At 76.3% G+C, this 16947-nt stretch carries 10 protein-coding genes; 6 read left to right on the top strand and 4 right to left on the bottom strand.

Features of this window, described 5'->3' with window-relative positions; genetic code table 11:
* Positions 1 to 13 precede the first annotated feature (13 nt).
* The 6 genes from hutI to FHD63_RS16015 all read left to right on the top strand — a co-directional run bounded on the left by hutI (position 14) and on the right by FHD63_RS16015 (position 7760).
* The gene (gene hutI / locus FHD63_RS14160; RefSeq protein ID WP_139722594.1) at positions 14 to 1216 is read left to right on the top strand and encodes an imidazolonepropionase; all 1203 of its coding nucleotides are present in this window, start codon (positions 14 to 16) and stop codon (positions 1214 to 1216) included.
* A 78-nt stretch (positions 1217 to 1294) separates the two neighbouring features.
* Positions 1295 to 2566 (top strand): sensor histidine kinase, encoded by a 1272-nt coding sequence (locus tag FHD63_RS14155; protein ID WP_139722593.1) that lies wholly within the window; start codon positions 1295 to 1297, stop codon positions 2564 to 2566.
* Positions 2563 to 3264 carry a response regulator transcription factor gene (locus FHD63_RS14150; RefSeq protein ID WP_139722592.1) on the top strand — a complete coding sequence of 234 codons (702 nt, stop codon included), beginning with the start codon at positions 2563 to 2565 and terminating at the stop codon, positions 3262 to 3264. Before FHD63_RS14155 ends, FHD63_RS14150 begins: the two co-directional genes overlap by 4 nt.
* Positions 3265 to 3373: 109 nt before the next feature.
* Entirely contained in the window at positions 3374 to 4156 is a 783-nt protein-coding gene (locus FHD63_RS14145; protein ID WP_139722591.1) for an ABC transporter ATP-binding protein, read from the top strand.
* Positions 4156 to 6639, top strand: a complete 2484-nt coding sequence (locus FHD63_RS14140; RefSeq protein ID WP_139722590.1) for an ABC transporter permease — start codon at positions 4156 to 4158, stop codon at positions 6637 to 6639. The genes FHD63_RS14145 and FHD63_RS14140 overlap by 1 nt, the downstream gene beginning before the upstream one ends.
* A gap of 335 nt (positions 6640 to 6974) precedes the next feature.
* Positions 6975 to 7760, top strand: coding sequence for a hypothetical protein (locus tag FHD63_RS16015; RefSeq protein WP_158296800.1), 786 nt, complete (start codon positions 6975 to 6977; stop codon positions 7758 to 7760).
* 114 nt (positions 7761 to 7874) lie between these two features.
* Here the strand turns inward: FHD63_RS16015 and recD are convergent, their stop codons facing one another.
* The 4 genes from recD to FHD63_RS16935 are packed head-to-tail and all read right to left on the bottom strand — an operon-like array spanning position 7875 to position 16877.
* Positions 7875 to 9920 carry an exodeoxyribonuclease V subunit alpha gene (gene recD, locus FHD63_RS14135; RefSeq protein ID WP_238705681.1) on the bottom strand — a complete coding sequence of 682 codons (2046 nt, stop codon included), beginning with the start codon at positions 9918 to 9920 and terminating at the stop codon, positions 7875 to 7877.
* Positions 9917 to 13342, bottom strand: a complete 3426-nt coding sequence (locus FHD63_RS14130; protein WP_139722589.1) for a UvrD-helicase domain-containing protein — start codon at positions 13340 to 13342, stop codon at positions 9917 to 9919. Before FHD63_RS14130 ends, recD begins: the two co-directional genes overlap by 4 nt.
* Positions 13339 to 16332, bottom strand: a complete 2994-nt coding sequence (gene recC, locus FHD63_RS14125) for an exodeoxyribonuclease V subunit gamma (RefSeq protein WP_275100595.1) — start codon at positions 16330 to 16332, stop codon at positions 13339 to 13341. The genes FHD63_RS14130 and recC overlap by 4 nt, the downstream gene beginning before the upstream one ends.
* The gene (locus FHD63_RS16935; RefSeq protein WP_275100594.1) at positions 16239 to 16877 is read right to left on the bottom strand and encodes an exodeoxyribonuclease V subunit gamma; all 639 of its coding nucleotides are present in this window, start codon (positions 16875 to 16877) and stop codon (positions 16239 to 16241) included. Before FHD63_RS16935 ends, recC begins: the two co-directional genes overlap by 94 nt.
* Positions 16878 to 16947 lie beyond the last annotated feature (70 nt).

Here is a 16947-nt window from a genome sequence, read left to right as displayed (position 1 = left end):
AGAGGATCGACCCATGAGCATGCTCATCACCGGTATCAGTGAGCTCGTCACCGGCGACGAGACGGTCGAGGAGGGCGCGTCGTCGCCCCTGACGCGGGGGCTCGGGGTGGTCGAGGACGCCGCCCTCGTCGTCGGGGGAGGCGGTGAGGACTCCGCTCCCGTCGTCGAGTGGCTCGGCCCGGCCGCCGAGGCGCCGCAGGCCGACTGGGCCATCGACCTCGGCGGGCAGGCGGTCGTCCCCGGCTTCGTCGACAGCCACTCCCACCTCGTCTTTGCGGGGGACCGGTCGGCCGAGTTCGCCGCCCGGATGACCGGGCAGGCCTACGACGGCGGCGGCATCGCCGTGACCATGGCCGCGACCCGGGAGGCCACCGACGCCCAGCTGCGGGCGCTCCTGCAGGCGCGGGTCGCCGAGATGCGCGCGCAGGGCACCACCACCGTCGAGATCAAGAGCGGCTACGGCCTGGACGTCGAGCACGAGGTGCGCGCGCTGCGCCTGGCCCGCGAGGTCACGACCGAGACCACCTTCCTCGGCGCCCACGTCGTGCCGCCGGACGCGCGCGGCGAGGGCGGTCGAGAGGCCTACCTCGACCTCGTCTGCGGCGAGATGCTCGCGGCCTGCGCGCCGCACGCCCGCTGGGTCGACGTCTTCTGCGAGCCGGCCAGCAGGTATGCCTTCGACGGCGAGGAGTCGCGGCGCGTCCTCGAGGCCGGCCGGGCGGCGGGGCTCGAGCTGCGGGTGCACGGCAACCAGCTGTCCGAGGGCCCGGGCGTCCAGCTCGCGGTCGAGCTCGGTGCGGCCAGCGTGGACCACTGCACCTTCCTCACCGACGCCGACGTCGACGCGCTCGCAGGCAGCGGCACGGTGGCGACCCTGCTCCCCGGGGTGGAGTTCTCCACGCGACAGCCCTACCCCGACGCGCGCCGGCTCCTCGACGCCGGGGTCGACGTCGCCCTCGCGACCGACTGCAACCCGGGGACGTGCAACTCCTCGTCGATGCCGCTCATGATCGCGCTGGCCGTCCGGGAGATGGGGATGACCCCGGCCGAGGCGCTGCGGGCGGCCACCGTCGGCGGCGCCCGCGCCCTGCGCCGCGACGACCTCGGGCAGGTCCGCGTCGGACGCCGCGCCGACCTCGCGGTGGTCGCCGCCCCCAGCTTCCTGCACATCCCCTACCGCGTCGGGGTGCCCGTCGTGCGGGCGCTGGAGATCTGAGGCGTCCGCCCGTGGGTGGACCCGACCGCGACCCCGGTATGACGCGCCGCGCCGTCCTCAGCGCCTAGGCTCCGAGGGATGACCGACACCCTGCAGGCCGCCCGGGAGCAGGCGGCCGACGTGGCGCGCGGCCTGCGTGCCCGCACGTGGCTGCCGGACGCGGCCGTGGTGGCGGCCTTCCTGCTGCTCTACCTCGTCACCGGTGCCGGGTGGGGCGGCCCCGGCACGATCCTCTCCAGCCTGCTCCAGATCGTGCCCCTCTTCTGGCGGCGCCAGCACCCCATGAGGGTCGCGGCCGTCGTCGCCGCCGGGTGCCTCCTGCAGGTGGTCGCCAGCGACGCCCCGACCCCGACCAACATCGCCGTCCTCGTGGTGGTCTACAGCGCCGCCGCCTTCGGCACCCGGCGGACCGCCCGGACGGTCCTCGCCCTGGCCGTGGCCGGCGCCCTGATCGGGGCCCTGCGCTGGTCGGCCTACTTCGGCCTCGGCTCCTACATCAGCATCGTCACGGTGCAGACCATCTTCATGGTCTGCTTCGTCGGCGTCGCCTGGGCGCTGGGGGACGTCATGCGCCGTCGCCGCGAGGTGGTGGCCCGGCTGCAGGAGCAGAACCGCGCCCTCGCCCGCGACCACGCCCAGCGCTCCCGGCTCGCCGCCCAGGACGAGCGGGCCAGCATCGCGCGGGAGATGCACGACGTGGTCGCCCACTCCCTCGCCGTGGTGGTCGTCCAGGCCGACGGCGGGCTGTACGCCGCGCGCCAGGCGCTGGCGAAGGAGCCGGGCATGGCCGCGGACCGCGCTGCGCTCGAACGGGCGGCCGGAACCCTGGAGACCCTCGCGGAGACGGCGCGGACCTCGCTCGCGGACACCCGGCGCCTCGTCGGGGTGCTGCGGGACACCTCCAGCGGGGCGGAGTACGCCCCGCTGGAGGGGGTGGCCCACCTCGACGAGCTCGTCGAGCGGGTGCGCGGGTCGGGCGTCGACGTGGAGGCGCACGTCCGCGGGGAGGTCGCCGACCTGCCCCGCGACGTGGACCTCGCGGCCTACCGCGTCGTGCAGGAGGCCCTGACCAACGCCATGAAGCACGCCGGGCCGCGTGCCTCGGTCGACGTGGACCTGCTGCGCACGCCCGAGGTGCTGCTCGTGCGGGTCACCGACGACGGCGAGGGGGCCACCCACGCCCACGACGGCGAGGGCAACGGCCTCGTGGGCATGCGCGAGCGGGTCGAGGTCCTCGGCGGCACCGTGAGCGCCGGGCCCCGCAGCCGGCGCGGCTGGGAGGTCGTGGCCACGCTGCCCGTCGCGCGCGCCTCGGCGTCCGCACCGCACACCTCAGGAGGGACCCGATGACCTCGATCCGCCTCTTCCTCGTCGACGACCAGGAGCTCGTGCGCGCCGGCTTCCGGATGGTGCTCGACGCCCAGGACGACATGACCGTGGTGGGGGAGGCCGGCGACGGGGCCGCCGCGCTCGACGCGATCGCCCAGACCCGGCCCGACGTCGTGCTCATGGACATCCGGATGCCGCGGATGGACGGCGTCGAGACCACCCGCCGGCTGCTGCGGGACCCGGGCGGGACCGAACCGCCCAAGGTGCTCGTCCTGACGACCTTCGACCTGGACGAGTACGTCTTCGCCGCCCTCCGCGCGGGCGCCTCCGGCTTCCTCCTCAAGGACGCCGGGCCGGCCGAGCTGCTCACCGCGATCCGGGCCGTCCACGGCGGCGACGCGGCGATGGCGCCCTCGACGACCCGGAGGCTGCTGGAGCGTTTCGTGCCGGACCTCCCCGACGCCGGGGCCGAGAGCACCACGGCCGCCCGGCGGCGCGCGGCCGTGTCGCGGCTCGACCCGCTGACCGAGCGGGAGCGGGAGGTGCTCGAGGCGGTCGGCCGGGGCCTGACCAACGGGGAGATCGCCGCGGAGCTGTTCCTCGCCGAGGCGACCGTCAAGACCCACATCGGACGCGTCCTCGCCAAGCTCGACCTGCGCGACCGCGTGCAGATGGTCATCACCGCCTACCAGACCGGCCTCGTCGGACGGCCCGAGTAGGTCCGACCCCCGGCGGGGTCGGGGTCATCCCGCGGGTGGACGCGGCCGTGGCGACGTCGCGACCGGCGGATGATGTGCCGGGTGGGCGGTGCTCCCTAGCGTCCTCGGTATGACGACCACGACATCTCAGCACGACAGGACGGGCGCGGGCCGACAGGGCAACACCCTGGCCGCGAGCGCCCTCGACCTCACCAAGACCTACGGCCGCGGGGAGGCCGCGGTCACCGCCCTGGACGGCGTGTCCGTCGGGATCGAGGCGGGCAGGTTCACCGCCATCATGGGCCCCAGCGGCTCGGGCAAGTCGACCCTCATGCACCTGCTGGCCGGCCTCGACACCCCGACGAGCGGACGGACCTACCTCGGGGAGCACGAGCTCACCTCGATGTCCGACGCGCAGCTCACCCGGCTGCGCCGGCGCTCCGTCGGCTTCGTCTTCCAGGCCTTCAACCTGCTGCCGACCCTCACCGCGCGGCAGAACATCCGCCTGCCGCTGGACCTGGCCGGCCGCCCCGCCGACGCCGGCTGGGAGGGCACGGTGGTCGAGGCTCTCGGCCTGGGCGGACGGCTGGACCACCGACCCGGGGAGCTCTCCGGCGGCCAGCAGCAGCGGGTCGCCCTGGCGCGCGCCCTGGTGACCCGGCCCGAGGTGATCTTCGCCGACGAGCCGACCGGCGCCCTGGACAGCACGACCGGCGCCGAGGTGCTGGCGCTGCTGCGCCGGTCGGTCGGGGAGTGGCACCAGACGGTGGTCATGGTGACCCACGACCCGAACGCCGCCGCGGTGGCCGATCGGGTGCTGCTGCTCGCCGACGGCCGGATCGCCGGGGAGATCCTCGACCCGGACGCCGACACCGTGCTGGCCGGGATCCGCGACCTCGGGAAGGTCGGCTGATGGCGGCCCGGTGGATGGCCGCCGGACTGGCATCCCGGGGCCGCCGGCTGGTGTCGGCGGCGGTGGCGATCCTCATCGGGGTCGGGTTCCTCACCACCAGCCTGGTGGTCGTCGCCACCGCCCAGGCCGGGCTGGAGGAGGCCGTGGCCGGCGGGCTGCGCGACGCCGACCTGGTCGTCAGCGGGGCGGACGACACGTGGCTGGAGGCCGAGCAGGTGGACCGGGTGTCCGGGACGACCGGGGTGGACCGGGTCGTCGCGGACGCGACGGTGGGTGTGGACCGCGGCAGCAGCTTCCTCGTGGGCACCTCGGTGCCGGCCGGCGGGATGACCCTGCTCGAGGGGCGGATGCCGACGGCCGACGACGAGGCCACGGTCAACCAGGCCCTGGCCGGCCAGGTGGCCGTCGGGGACGAGCTCACGCTCACCACGCGCACCGCCGAGGGCGCCCCCGGTGACCCGCTGACGCTGACCGTGGTCGGGGTGGTCGACCCCGGTGAGGTGCACACGCTCAGCTACAACGAGGGGTTTATCGCCGCCGACGCCGCCCTGCGAAAGCTGGACCCGGGGCTGTCCTACCAGTCCGCGCAGGTCACGGTGGCCGGGACAGCCACGGTGGACGAGGTGCGGGACGCGCTGGCCGAGGCGGTGCCCGGTGGGGTCATCCGGACCGGGTCGGAGGCGGCCGCGGAGCGGGTCGCCGGCCTGACCGGGCAGACCTTCGTGCTCGGGTCGGTCCTGCTGGGCTTCGGCGCGGTGTCGCTGGCCACGGCCGCCATCGTCATCGCCAACACGTTCACCATCACCCTGGCCCAGCGGACCGGAGAGCTGGCGCTGCTGCGCTGCGTCGGGGCCACCCGGGGGCAGGTGCGGCGCTCGGTCCTCCTGGAGGCGCTGGTGCTCGGGGCGGCGGCCTCCGTCGTCGGGGTCGGCGCCGGGATCGGGGTCGCCCAGCTGCTGCTGAGCCTGGCCCGGGGCACCGACCTCGGCATCCCGCTCGGCACCGGCCTCGAGGTCGGCTGGCTCAGCCTGGTGGTGCCGGTGGTCGTGGGTGTGGTGATCACCCTGCTGGCCTCCTGGTGGCCGGCGGGTCGCGCCACCCGGGTGTCGCCGCTGGCGGCGCTGCGTCCCAGCGGGGAGCCCGCCGACGCCACGCGGGTGAGCCGGGTGCGGGTGCTGCTCGCCGTGCTCCTCGTCGCCGGCGGCACCGTCCTCATGGTGCTTGCCGCCCTCCTGCGGCAGGTGCTGATCGGCGTCGCCGGCGGGCTGGTCTCCTTCGCCGGCGTCCTGCTGGCGGCGGTGGTGCTGGTGCCCGTGCTGGTGCGGCTGCTCGGCGTGGCCGCGCGGCCGGCCGGGGTGCCGGGCCGCCTCGCGGTCGCCGGGGCCGTGCGCAACCCGGGACGGGCCGCCGCGACCAGCGCCGCCCTCCTCGTCGGGGTCACCCTCATCACCATGACCTCGGTGGGCGCCGCCTCCGGCGAGCGCACCGCGCTCGGCGAGATCGACCAGGCCTACGCCGTCGACCTCGTCGCGCAGACCGAGCCAGGGATGGAGGCGGACGTGCCGGTGCCCACCCCCGTCGACGAGGGGCTGGTGGGCCGGCTGGCCGCGGTGGACGGCGTCCGTGCCGCGGAGCTGGTGGAGACGGCATACCTCGAGGTCGGCGACGGCGACCTCGGCGCCGTCCCGGTGGCCGCCCTCGACCCGGACACCGCGCAGCAGGTCCTGCGCAGCGAGCGGCTCGTCGACGCGCTGGAGCCGGGCACCGTGGGCCTCGGGTCCTTCGACCGCGTCGCCTACGGCGTCGAGGCGGGGGACACCCTGAGGCTGACCGGGCCGGGCGGGAGCCGCGACCTCACGGTCATCGAGCTGGGCCTGGGCGCGGCCGGGCTCGTCCTGCAGCCGGCGGACCTGGAGGCGCTGGCCGGTGAGGCGCGGCAGCCGGGGGCGGTGCTCCTCCGGCTGGACGACGACGCGGACGTCGGCGACACGATGACCGCGGTCGGCGAGGTCGCCGAGGACAGCGGCATGACCGTCCAGGGGGCGGCCGCCGAGCGCGCGCTCGTCGCCCAGGTGCTGGACGTCATGGTGCTCGTGGCCACCGCCCTGCTGGGTGTGGCGGTCCTCATCGCGGTCGTCGGGATCGCCAACACCCTGTCGCTGTCGGTCATCGAGCGGCACCGGGAGCACGCCCTCCTGCGCGGGCTCGGCCTCACGCGAGGCCAGATGCGGGGGATGCTGCTCACCGAGGGCGTCCTGCTGGCGCTGGTCAGCGCCGGGCTGGGCCTCGCGCTCGGGATCGGGTATGCCGCCCTCGGCGTCCAGACGATCCTCCCGGAGGGCACCCCGCTGGCCCTGGCGGTGCCCTGGGTGCGCGTCGGCGTCATCGTCGGTGTGGCGCTGCTGGCCGGGGTGCTGGCCAGCGTGCTGCCCGCCCGGCGGGCGGCCCGGGTGAGCCCCGCGGAGGGGCTGGCGGCCGCCTGAGACCGGTCGGGGGCGGTGCAGGGACTCACCGCCCCCGACCCCGGGTCTCGCCGCGTGGCGGGTGGCAGGCCCGGCGGGGCCGGCCGGGCAGGGACTCCCGGCCGGCCCCCGGCACGTCCCGCGTCCGCTGGTGCGCGACTGCAGCGGGTATGTCGCCCACCAGGGCGATTCCACGACATATCCGGTGCAGTCGCGCCCTTCCGGGCCGGAGGAGGACCGGCCGAGGACACCGTCGGGGCGGGTGTCGCATCCGCCGTCTCCGGGTGCCGTCGGGCACTGGCGCGTGGGCGGCCGGCACCGCTACGCTCGCTGCACCTCATCCGTGGGAGGCACACGTGACTCGACGTTCGTCCGGGGCGTCATCGATCCCGGCCCTGGCACTGCTGGTCGTCCTGGCTGGGTGCGGCGAGAGCGAGGACGTCGGAGGCGCGGGCGGGTCCACGACTGAGGCGGCGCCGACCGAGGCCGAGGAGGAGGCGTCGGAGGGCGCTGCCATGGACGGAGCGGACGACGGCTCCGAGTCCGCCGTCGAGGTGAGTGATGCCGTCGACATGGACATGCCGCCGGAGCCGGACGCCGACGCGTCGGCCGAGGACCATCCAGGATTCGAGGGGGCGTTCCGCAGCGGCCACCAGGCAGGGCTCTACGGCCGGGAGGACTACTACGACCCGAGGACCGTGAGCGAGCAGGGCTCGTTCGCCGGCGTGGAGGCGGAGCAGGCATACAGAGCAGGCTTCGCTCTGGGCCTCCACGAGTACCAGACCCAGCTGGACGCCCAGGAGTCGGAGGCCGAGGCCGCTGAGGAGGAGCGGCTGGCGAACTACCCGGTGGGGGAGGTCCTGGAGGGATGGGACCCGCGCGTCGCGGTGAGCGAGTTCTGGGAGCTGGGCGAGGTCGAGACGTGCGACGTGGCGTCGCTGCAGAACCCGTGCCTGGACACCTGGTACATCTCGGGGAACACCGAGATCATCGCCGTGGGCAGATGGCCGGGCGCTCCCGGCCCCGAACCCAGCGGCGCTCTTCGCCTGACGGGCACCGCCAGCGGCTTCGAGATCCTGGAGTCGTGGGAGGCGGGCGAGTCGTCGGACCCGCTGCCAGGATGGGCGACCCCACCCGGCTGAGGAGGACGTCAGCGCACGGCGGGGTCCGAGGGCTCGCCGAGACTTCTGTCCGGACGTCGTCGTCCGTGACGAGGCCCATGGCTGCGTGCAGGGAAGGCTCCCTGCAGCCTGCGCTCAGCTCAGCCGCTGGCGCAGCCCGCTGGCGCGGACGACCCGTCGCTGGACGGCGGCCCGGACCTCCTCCTCGGACCCGACCACCCGCACCTGCCGCTCGGCGCGGGTCACGGCGGTGTAGAACAGCTCGCGCGTCAGCAGCGGGCTGTCCAGCTCGGGCAGCAGCACGGTGACCTCCCGGGCCTGGCTGCCCTGCGCCTTGTGGATCGTCATGGCATGCATGGTCTCGACGTCGCCGAGGCGGGAGGGGGCATACCGGGTGCGTCCCCCCGTGCCGTCGATGACCGCCATCCGTACCGGGACCCCGGCGGGCGTCTGCGAGGCCACGACCACGCCGGTGTCGCCGTTGAGGACGCCGGTGGCGTAGTCGTTGGCGGTGACGAGCAGCGGCCGGCCGAGGTACATCGGCTCGTAGAAGCTCAGCCCGGTCTCCTCGGCCATCCACGTCTCGACGAGGTGGTTCCACCGGCGCACCCCGCGCTCGCCCTCCCGGTGGGCGCAGAGCAGGCGGTGGCGGTGCAGCGCCGCGAGGGTGGTGTCGTCGTCCCCCGTCCGGGCGGCCCGCAGGATGTCGAGGGCCTGCCCGGTGAGGACCTGCCGCAGGTATGCCTCCGGCTCGCTCCCGCGCTCCCAGCGCACCTCGTCGCTGCCCGCGGAGAGCGCGGCCACCACGGCGTCCGCGTCACCGACCCGCAGGGCGTGGGCGAGCGCGCCGATGGTCTCCCCGAAGCGGTGGACCGTCCGCAGCCGGGCGAGGGCGAGCGGAGCCGGCCGCGGCGCCGCGGCGGGGGCGTCCTGGCTGGCGGGGCCGTCCTGGCTGCCGGAGGTGTCGGGCGCGTCGTGGTCGGTCGTGTCCCGGCCGGGGGCGTCCCGCTCGGGGACGGCGGCCACCAGGTCGGCCAGCACCGCGCCTGCCTCGACCGAGACGAGCTGGTCGGCGTCCCCGACGAGCACGAGCCGGGCGGTGGGCCGCAGCGCCTCCAGCAGCCGGGCCATCTGGGTGAGCGAGACCATCGAGGCCTCGTCGACCAGGACGACGTCGTGGGGGAGGCGGTTGCCGCGGTGGTGCCGGAAGCGGCTGCGGGAGCCGGGCCGCCACCCGAGCAGCCGGTGCAGGGTGCGCGGCTCGACCTCGCGCAGCCGGTCGACGACGGCGCGGTCCGAGGACGCCGGCGTGCGGGCCTCGATCTCGTCCAGCGCCCGGTCCACCGCCGCCTTGACCCGCGCGGCGGCCTTGCCGGTCGGCGCGGCCAGCCCGACCCGGGGTGGTCGCTCACCGGCGGCGAGGGCCTGCTCGGCCAGCAGGGTCAGCACGCCCGCCACGGTCGTCGTCTTGCCGGTGCCCGGACCGCCGGTGATGACGCCGGTCCGGGAGCGGACGACCACCTCGGCCGCCGCTCGCTGCTCGGCGTACCCTTCCCCCGGGAAGATCCGGGCCAGCCCGGCGCTCAGCACCTCCTCGTCCACCTCGGGAGGGCCGAGCGCGGCCCGGGCCCGCAGGTCGGCCGCCACCTGGCCCTCCTGGTGGTGGTAGCGCTGGAGGTAGACGAGACCGCTGGCCTCCTCCACGACGAGCCCGCCCGCGGCCGCGAGCCGGCTCCCGGCGACCTCCTCGGCCCACCCCGCCGGGTCCGGCCACGGCAGGTCGGGGAGGGCCTGCGCCCCCTGGGTGGCGAGGGCGGCGAGGTCGACGGCCACCGACCCCGAGCGGACGGCCCGGGTGGCGACCGCCGCGGCGAGGACGACGTGGACGTCCTTCTCGTCGGCGGCCCGTGCCAGCCCGGTGGCCACGTGCACGTCGGCGGCGGTGAGCAGACCGGCGTCGTTGAAGGCACGCAGCACGGTGCCGGGGGTCGTCGTCAGGGCCCGGCGGCGGTCGTGCTCGTCGAGGGGCGCGACGAGGTCCAGCACGGCCGCACCGGCCTCGACGTCGTCACGGGGACCGGCCGCACCGGCCGCCGTCCCGGTTCCGCCTCCGGTGGTCACGGCGTCCACGGCGTCCACGACGTCCGCCGTGCCGGTCGGGTCACCGGTCGGCCCGCTCACGCGACCACCCCCGTCGTCCGGTCCGCCCCGTCGAGCAGGTCGGAGACGCCGACGACCAGCGCCACCGGCGGTCGCCACGAGAAGACGCCGCACGGCATACCGTCGAGGACCGGGGTCTCCGGGCCGCACATGCCGCGCAGGTAGAGGTAGAGCACCCCGCCGAGGTGCTGCTCCGGGTCGTAGTTGGGCAGCCGCCAGCGCAGGAAGCGGTGGGCGACGACGGCGTAGAGCAGCGCCTGCAGCGGGTAGGAGGAGTGCCCCATGGCCTCGGCCAACCGCTCCGGGCGGTAGTCCGCGGCGGTCAGCGGCTCCTCCGGGCTGCCCAGCCAGTTGGTCTTGTAGTCGACGACGAGGAAGGTGTCACCGCCCGTCGCCCGGACCCGGAGCACGACGTCGACCGAGCCGGTGAGGTAGCCGCGCAGCTGCTGACCGGCGAGGTCCGGAGCCGCCTCGAGCACCTCGGCCCATCCGCGCACCGGGTCGCCCGGCGGCAGGTGGCCGCGCAGCAGCGGCACCAGGTCCCCGAGCACGGCCGCCCCGTCACCCGGGAGCCCACGGCGCAGGTCGCCGCCGCCCAGCGGCAGCTCGAAGTCGAGCTCGCACAGGCGGTCCGAGGTCCCGACGTCGCGCAGCGTGGCGCCACCGGCGAGCGGCCCCAGCGGCGTGCGGCAGACGGCGACCAGGGCGTCGACGAGCTGGTCCTCACCGTCCTCGCCCAGGTCCACCGGCCACTGGACCCGCTGCTCGCGCAGGTGGACGCGCAGCTCGCCGGCCAGGTCCTCGGCGCCGGGGTCCGCGTGCTCCAGCACCGCGTGCACGAGCGAGCCGAAGGTCGCGCCGACCGGGAGGTCGGCCATCGGCGAGGGCACCCCGGCGCCGGGCGCAGGGACCACCTCGCCCAGGCCGGGCAGGGCGGGGACGCTCTCGGCCACCGGGTCGGGGCCGCCGGGCTCGTCCTCCCGGCCGGTGAGGCCGACCTCGGGCTCGGAGGCCACCCCGGCGGCGGTGTCCAGGCCGGTCTCGGAGGGCGTGGACAGCGCGGTGTAGGACGTGCGCCGCCAGTCGTGGTCGACCCGGCGGGTCCACCGGGCGACCGCCAGCTCGGGCGCCTGCGGGGACGGTGCCGGGGCGGTGCCGGTCGCGTGGTCGGCCCGCTCGAGGGCGAAGGCCCCCTGCTCGGCCCACCGCTGCAGCCGCTGCGTCGCGGCGTCGTCCTGCCGCTGCACCCGCACCTGGTGCGGCACCGCGCCCTCCCCCGGGTCGCGACCGAAGAGCACCCGGTGCAGGCCCGAGCTGCTGGCGTTGTTGACCGGCGCCCACCAGGTCACGACCTGGCTCTGCGCCCGGGTGAGCGCGACGTAGAGCAGCCGCAGCGACTCCCCGGCGTCCTCCTCCTTGTGCCGCCGCACCGCGTCGGCCCACCCGGGGTTGGCCGGGTCGTCCCCGCCGACGTCCAGGCAGCGGGTGCGCTCCGGCGGCTCGTCGTGGAAGAGCGGGATGGTGGGGGAGTCGCTGACCCACCGGTCGCCGAGCGAGGGCAGGTAGACGACGGGGTACTGCAGGCCCTTGCTGCCGTGGATCGTCGCCAGCTGGACCGCGGCGGCGTCGCTGTCGAGACGACGGGTGCGGGCGCCGGCGCTCTGCGGGGAGTCCTCGGCCATCCCCGCGCGCAGCCACTCGAGCAGCGCGGCCAGCCCGAGCTGGTCCTGACGGGCGGTCTCGTGCAGCAGCTGGGCGACGTGCCGCAGGTCGGTGAGCGTGCGCTCCCCGCCCACCTGGGCCAGCACCCGTCCGGGCAGCCCGCGTGCGGTGAGCAGCTCGAGGACCGCGGCGACGCCCTGCCGTGCGTAGAGCCCGGCCAGCTCCCGGCAGGTGAGCGCCAGCTCGTCCTCCAGCTCGTCGTCCTGCCGCTCGCCGCGGTCGCCGACCCGGGCCACGGCATACCCGAGCAGGTCGGTGAGGGCGGCCGCCCGGGTGAGCACCGGTCGGTGGGGTGCGGCCATCGCCTCCAGCAGGGCGAGCCACTCGTGCGCCGCGCGGCTGTGCAGGACGGTCGAGCCGCCGGTGCTGACCGCCGGGATCCCGAGCTCGGCCAGGGCCCGCTGCGCCTCGTGCAGGTCCTTGGCCCGGTGCGCCAGCACGGCCACGTCACGGGCCTCGACCGGCCGTCCGTCGAAGGTGGCGCCGGAGGCCAGCAGGGCGGCGACGTCGTGCGCGAGGTCCCGCGCGATCCACGGGCGGACGGTCGGCATCCTGGTGTCGCCACCCAGGTGGTCCCGCAGCAGCACCTGCCGCAGCCGCACCGGCGCGGTGCTGGGGGCGCCGTGGAGCCGGGGGCCGTCGCGGTGCGCCGTGACCGGGTGCACGACGATCTGCTCGTCGCCGAGCTCAGCCCCGGTGAGCATGGCCCCCAGCGCCTGCACGACGCCGGGGTCGGACCGGAAGTTGCGCAGCAGGGTGCGCTGCTCGTCCGCCGTCGCGGCGGCGGTGAGGTAGGTCGGCACGTCACCGCCGCGGAAGGCGTAGATCGCCTGCTTGGGGTCGCCGATGAGGACCATCGCCTGGGCGTGCCCGGTGAAGGCCCGGTCGAGCACCGACCACTGGATGGGGTCGGTGTCCTGGAACTCGTCGACGAGCACGACCCGCCACCGCTGCCGCATCCGGACCCGCGCGGGGGAGTGCTCGCCCTCCAGGGCGCTGGCGAGCTGGGTGAGGAGGTCGTTGTAGTGCAGGACCTGGAGCCGCTGCTTGCGCAGGTCGAGCTCCTCGCGCACGGCCCGGGCGAAGCGCACCCGCCGGTCGGGCACCGAGCGCGGCTCGGCGGCGGTGGGGTGCAGCTCGGCGTGGACGTCGTCGACGACCGTCCGGGCGATCTGCAGCGCCTCGCGCCGGCTGAAGAAGGGCTCGTCGTCGCGCAGCGCGAAAGCACGCAGGTAGAGGTCGTCGACGACCTCCACGAGCAGCCGGTCCAGGTCGTCCACGAGCTCGGCGTCGGCGTCCGCCGTCCCCGCGACACCCAGGCTGCGCAGCACCTGCTGGCAGAACTGGTGCGTGGTGGCGATGGTGGCGGCGTCGATGTCGGAGAGGGCCGTCCGCAGCCGTCGGCGGCGGACCGTCCGTTCCTGCTCGTCGGCGTCCAGCAGCAGCGTGACCAGGTCGTCGCGCCCGTCCTCGGCCGGGGGGTCGGCGAGGGCCCGTTCCGCCGCGACGAGCTGCTCGCGCACGCGGGCGCGCAGCTCCTGGGACGCGGCGCGGCCGAAGGTGACGACGAGCATCTCCGGGAGGGTCACCACGCCCTCGGCGACGTAGCGGGTCACCAGCGCCGCGATGGTCCACGTCTTGCCGGTCCCGGCGCTCGCCTCGAGCAGGACGGTGCCCGTCGGCAACGGGTCGGTGATCGAGAAGGGGGTCAGCGCGCTCACAGCCGCTCCTTGCGCTCGGCGCCGTCGGTGAGCACCGGGCCCCACACCCGCAGCGCCAGCTGCCCCAGCCGGTGCTCCACGCCCGACGTCCACCGCTCGTCGTCGCGAGGCACCCCGAGGATGTCGCGCAGGGCGACTCCCTCGCCGTGGACGTAGACGTGGCTCGGGTCGTCCTGCTCCTTGGGGAACGCCGTCTCGAAGGTGTCGTCGGTGCGCCACTCGCGCACCGCGTCGAGGGTCGCGGCCTGGGCGTCCCCCGGACCGCCGAGGTATGCCTCCGCCCAGCGCAGCGCGGTCCGCGGCGGCAGCGGCAGCGGCTCGAGGAGGCCGCGCGCGCGCAGGTCGACGAGCTGGTCCAGCAGCGCGAGGGCCCGTGCGAGGTCGTGCGGACCGTGGGTCAGGTGAACCCCGCCCGGCCGGCGTCCGCGTTTCTGGGCACCGAGCAGGTGGCTGGTCGCCTCCGGGCCGAGCGTGGCGGCGAGGACGAGGGAGGTGATCCAGGAGCGCAGGCGCTGCTTGGCCCGCACGGTGGAGTAGGTCGCGGTGACGACCCGCGTGCCGACCAGCCCGGTGAGGGTGCCGGTCAGCCGGGTGCCGCTGGGCAGCACCAGGTCGACGTCGAGGGTCTCCCGCTCCAGCGGGACCCCCCAGCCGCCCTGCCCGGCCGTGCGCCACGTGCCCTCGGCCACGATCTGCGCCTGCTCGGTGACCTCCCGGAGGACCCCGGCCCCCAGCGCCCGGGGCGGCAGCTCGCCGCGCCACAGCTCGGCGTCGACGGTGGCCCCGGGGTCGCGCCCCGCCAGCACCGCCTGCAGCACCCGGTCGCCGACCGCCCACTTCTGCAGCCCGCCGATGTCGATGGGGATGCCCTCGCCCTGCTCCTCGGGCACCTCGGGGAGCACGAGGCCCAGCCGGTCGCGCAGGTAGGCGCGCGCCGGGTGGTCGAAGAAGCGCAGCAGGGCGTCCAGCTCGACGGTGTCACCGGGCAGCGGCTGCAGGGCCGGGTCCACGGGCCGGGGTCGCGGCCCGCGAGGGGAGACGGCGGCCCGGCCGCCGGCCAGCGCCGCCGGGTCGTAGCTGAACGGCCCGCCGTCGGGCAGCAGCGCGGGCGCACCCGGCCGGGCCGCCCCGAGGTTGCGCGGGTCGAAGGGCTGCAGCGGGTGGTGGGCCAGCACCCGGGCCACCCCGGGAGAGGCCGGGTGGGCGGTCCGTCGGACGGCGTCGAGCAGCTCGCCGAGCGGGACCGCGGGCGGGCGCGGTGCACCCGTGTGCTCGTCGAAGCCGGTGTAGGTGATGACGAGGGCGTCGCCGGCCGCCATGACCGCGTCGAGCAGCAGCTGCCGGTCCTCGCTGCGCGGGTCGCGCTCCCCGGTGACCGGGCGGCGCGCCGTGGCGTCGTCGCCGTCCGGGGCGGTGGTGCGGGGGAAGACGCCGTCGTCCAGACCGACGAGGGCGACGACCCGGTGCGGGACCGAGCGCATCGGCACCATGGTGCAGACGGTGAGCGTGCCCGTGCGGAAGTTGGACCGGGTCGCCCGCCCGGCCGCGTGCTCGTCCAGCAGCGCGTGGACGTCGGAGAGGGACAGGCTGAGCCCCGCCCCGTCACCGGCGCGGGAGCCGCCGTGCGCCCCGACGAGGTCGAGCTCACGACGCAGCTGGGTGACCTGCCACGCCTCCGGCGGGGCGACGTCGGCCAGCCCCAGGACACCCTCGGTGAGCGCCGTGACCCACTCGCCGACCGCCTCCGCCCCCCGCAGGGCGCGCAGGGTGGCGCCCAGGCGCGCCACCAGCTCGGCGAGGCGTCCGGCCAGGTCGAGGTCGGCGCTGTCGAGGTCGTCGAGGCCGAGGGTGGTGCCGAGGTGGTCGAGCTCCTCCCCGTCGACGGCGGCGCCGACGAGCACCCGCGCGAGCCCGGACTCCCAGGTGTTCTGGCTCAGCCCGGCCAGGGCGTAGTCGCCGCGGTGGGCGTCGTCCAGGCCCCAGCGGACCGCGACGGCGCCCACCCAGTCGCCGATGCGCTCCAGGTCGTCGTCGTCCAGCCCGAAGCGTCGTCGCACGGGTGCGGTGCGGGCGAGGTCCAGCACCTCACCGGCGCTCAGCCGGCCGCCCGCCAGCTCGACCAGGCGCGCCGCCAGCGCGAGCAGCGGGTTCGCCACGGTCGGGGAGCGGTCGGCGAGCCGGACCCGCAGCGTGTGCGCGGGGTGGGTGGCCGGCGCGGGGCCACCGCCGCCGGTCTCGCGCACCACCTCGCCCAGCCCGAACCCGGCGTGGACGAGCGGCGCGTAGGTGTCGATGTCCGGGCACATGACGAGGATGTCCCGCGGCTCCAGGGTCGGGTCGTGCTCCAGCAGGTCGGTGAGCACGTCGCGCAGCACCTCGACCTGCCGCGACCGCCCGTGGCAGGCGTGCACCTGGATGCTGCGGTCCTGGGCGGGGACCGGCCGGTCGGCCCGCTCGGCCTCCGTGGGCACGTGGTCGGCCTCGAGGTCGGCCTGGAGCAGCTGGAGCAGGGAGGGGGAGGGTGTCGAGCGAGGGCCGCCCCGTCCGCGACCGGTGCCCGCCGTCCCGGTCCGGCCGGCGGGCCGACTGGTGGTGTGCGGTGCCAGCGCCAGGGTGCGCTGCAGCTCGCGGGCGTCGCGACCCAGGCTGGCCAGCAGCGGGTGGTCGACGAGCAGGGCGCTGTCGTCCTCCGCGCGCGGGACCGGCCCGGCGGCGGCGGTGCCGGCCAGGGCGTCCCACGCGGCCGGGGAGGCCTGCGGCAGCCACAGGTGGACGTCGCGCTGCTCCGCGATCGCCGCGACGACCTCCACCTCGCTACGCGCGATGCGGGTGTGCCCGAAGAGCGAGAGCCGGCCGGGCAGGTCGAGCCGGGGGGCCCGGTCCGGACCGGCCCCGGTCAGGTCACCCGGGGCCGCGCGCAGCGCCCCACCACCCGGTCGTGACGCACGTCCGGGGGCTCGGCGTCCACCCGCCGCAGCACCTCCCGCCACAGGGGCGGCTGCCAGGCGAGGTCCGGCTCGACCCGGCCGCCGAGGCCGTCGCCGTCGCCCCCGCCGCGCCAGTCGGTGAGCATCGCCGGGCGGGACGAGGCGTAGGCGGCGAACAGGCCCGCGAGGCGGCGCGCCACGGCATACCGGCGACCGCGGCGCAGCTCGGCACCCGGCTCCCGGGAGCCGTGGCCCAGGTGGGTGGCGAGGGTCTCGGCCCACTCCTCGTCGAGGCTGGCGTCGATCGACTCCAGCACCGGCCAGACGAGGCGGTCCGCGTGCCACGGGTCGTCCCGCTCGACGCCCAGGACCATCGAGACCAGCGAGTGCGGGCTGAGGAAGCGGACCCCGGCGCACACCCCGTCGTGCCCCGACGGCCCGGCCCCGAGCGTGTGCGACAACCGCTGCGCGAGCCAGCGCTCGACCCCCTTGGCGGGGACGGCCACGACCTCCTCCGCGAAGGGATCGGGCAGCGGCGTCGCCAGCAGGTCGGCCAGGCCCTCCGCCAGGGCCGCCGTGCTGGTGTCGCGGTGCACGAACAGGGTCACGGCGCCGACCCTATCCACGCCGACCGACCGACCCGGGGCCACGGGTCCGGTGGCCGTCGGGCCCGGCTGC

The sequence above is a fragment of the Serinicoccus chungangensis genome (genome assembly GCF_006337125.1).
In the GTDB taxonomy this organism is placed as follows: Bacteria; Actinomycetota; Actinomycetes; order Actinomycetales; family Dermatophilaceae; genus Ornithinicoccus; species Ornithinicoccus chungangensis.
Note: the sequence above shows the minus strand (reverse complement) of the source record. Positions and strands in the feature narration are given on the sequence as shown.

What these genes read in the sequence shown, in the direction of transcription:
- hutI (WP_139722594.1), top strand. Translation starts at nt 14, where the DNA reads ATGAGCATGCTCATCACCGGTATCAGTGAGCTCGTCACCGGCGACGAG.
- FHD63_RS14155 (WP_139722593.1), top strand. Translation starts at nt 1,295, where the DNA reads ATGACCGACACCCTGCAGGCCGCCCGGGAGCAGGCGGCCGACGTGGCG.
- FHD63_RS14150 (WP_139722592.1), top strand. Translation starts at nt 2,563, where the DNA reads ATGACCTCGATCCGCCTCTTCCTCGTCGACGACCAGGAGCTCGTGCGC.
- FHD63_RS14145 (WP_139722591.1), top strand. Translation starts at nt 3,374, where the DNA reads ATGACGACCACGACATCTCAGCACGACAGGACGGGCGCGGGCCGACAG.
- FHD63_RS14140 (WP_139722590.1), top strand. Translation starts at nt 4,156, where the DNA reads ATGGCGGCCCGGTGGATGGCCGCCGGACTGGCATCCCGGGGCCGCCGG.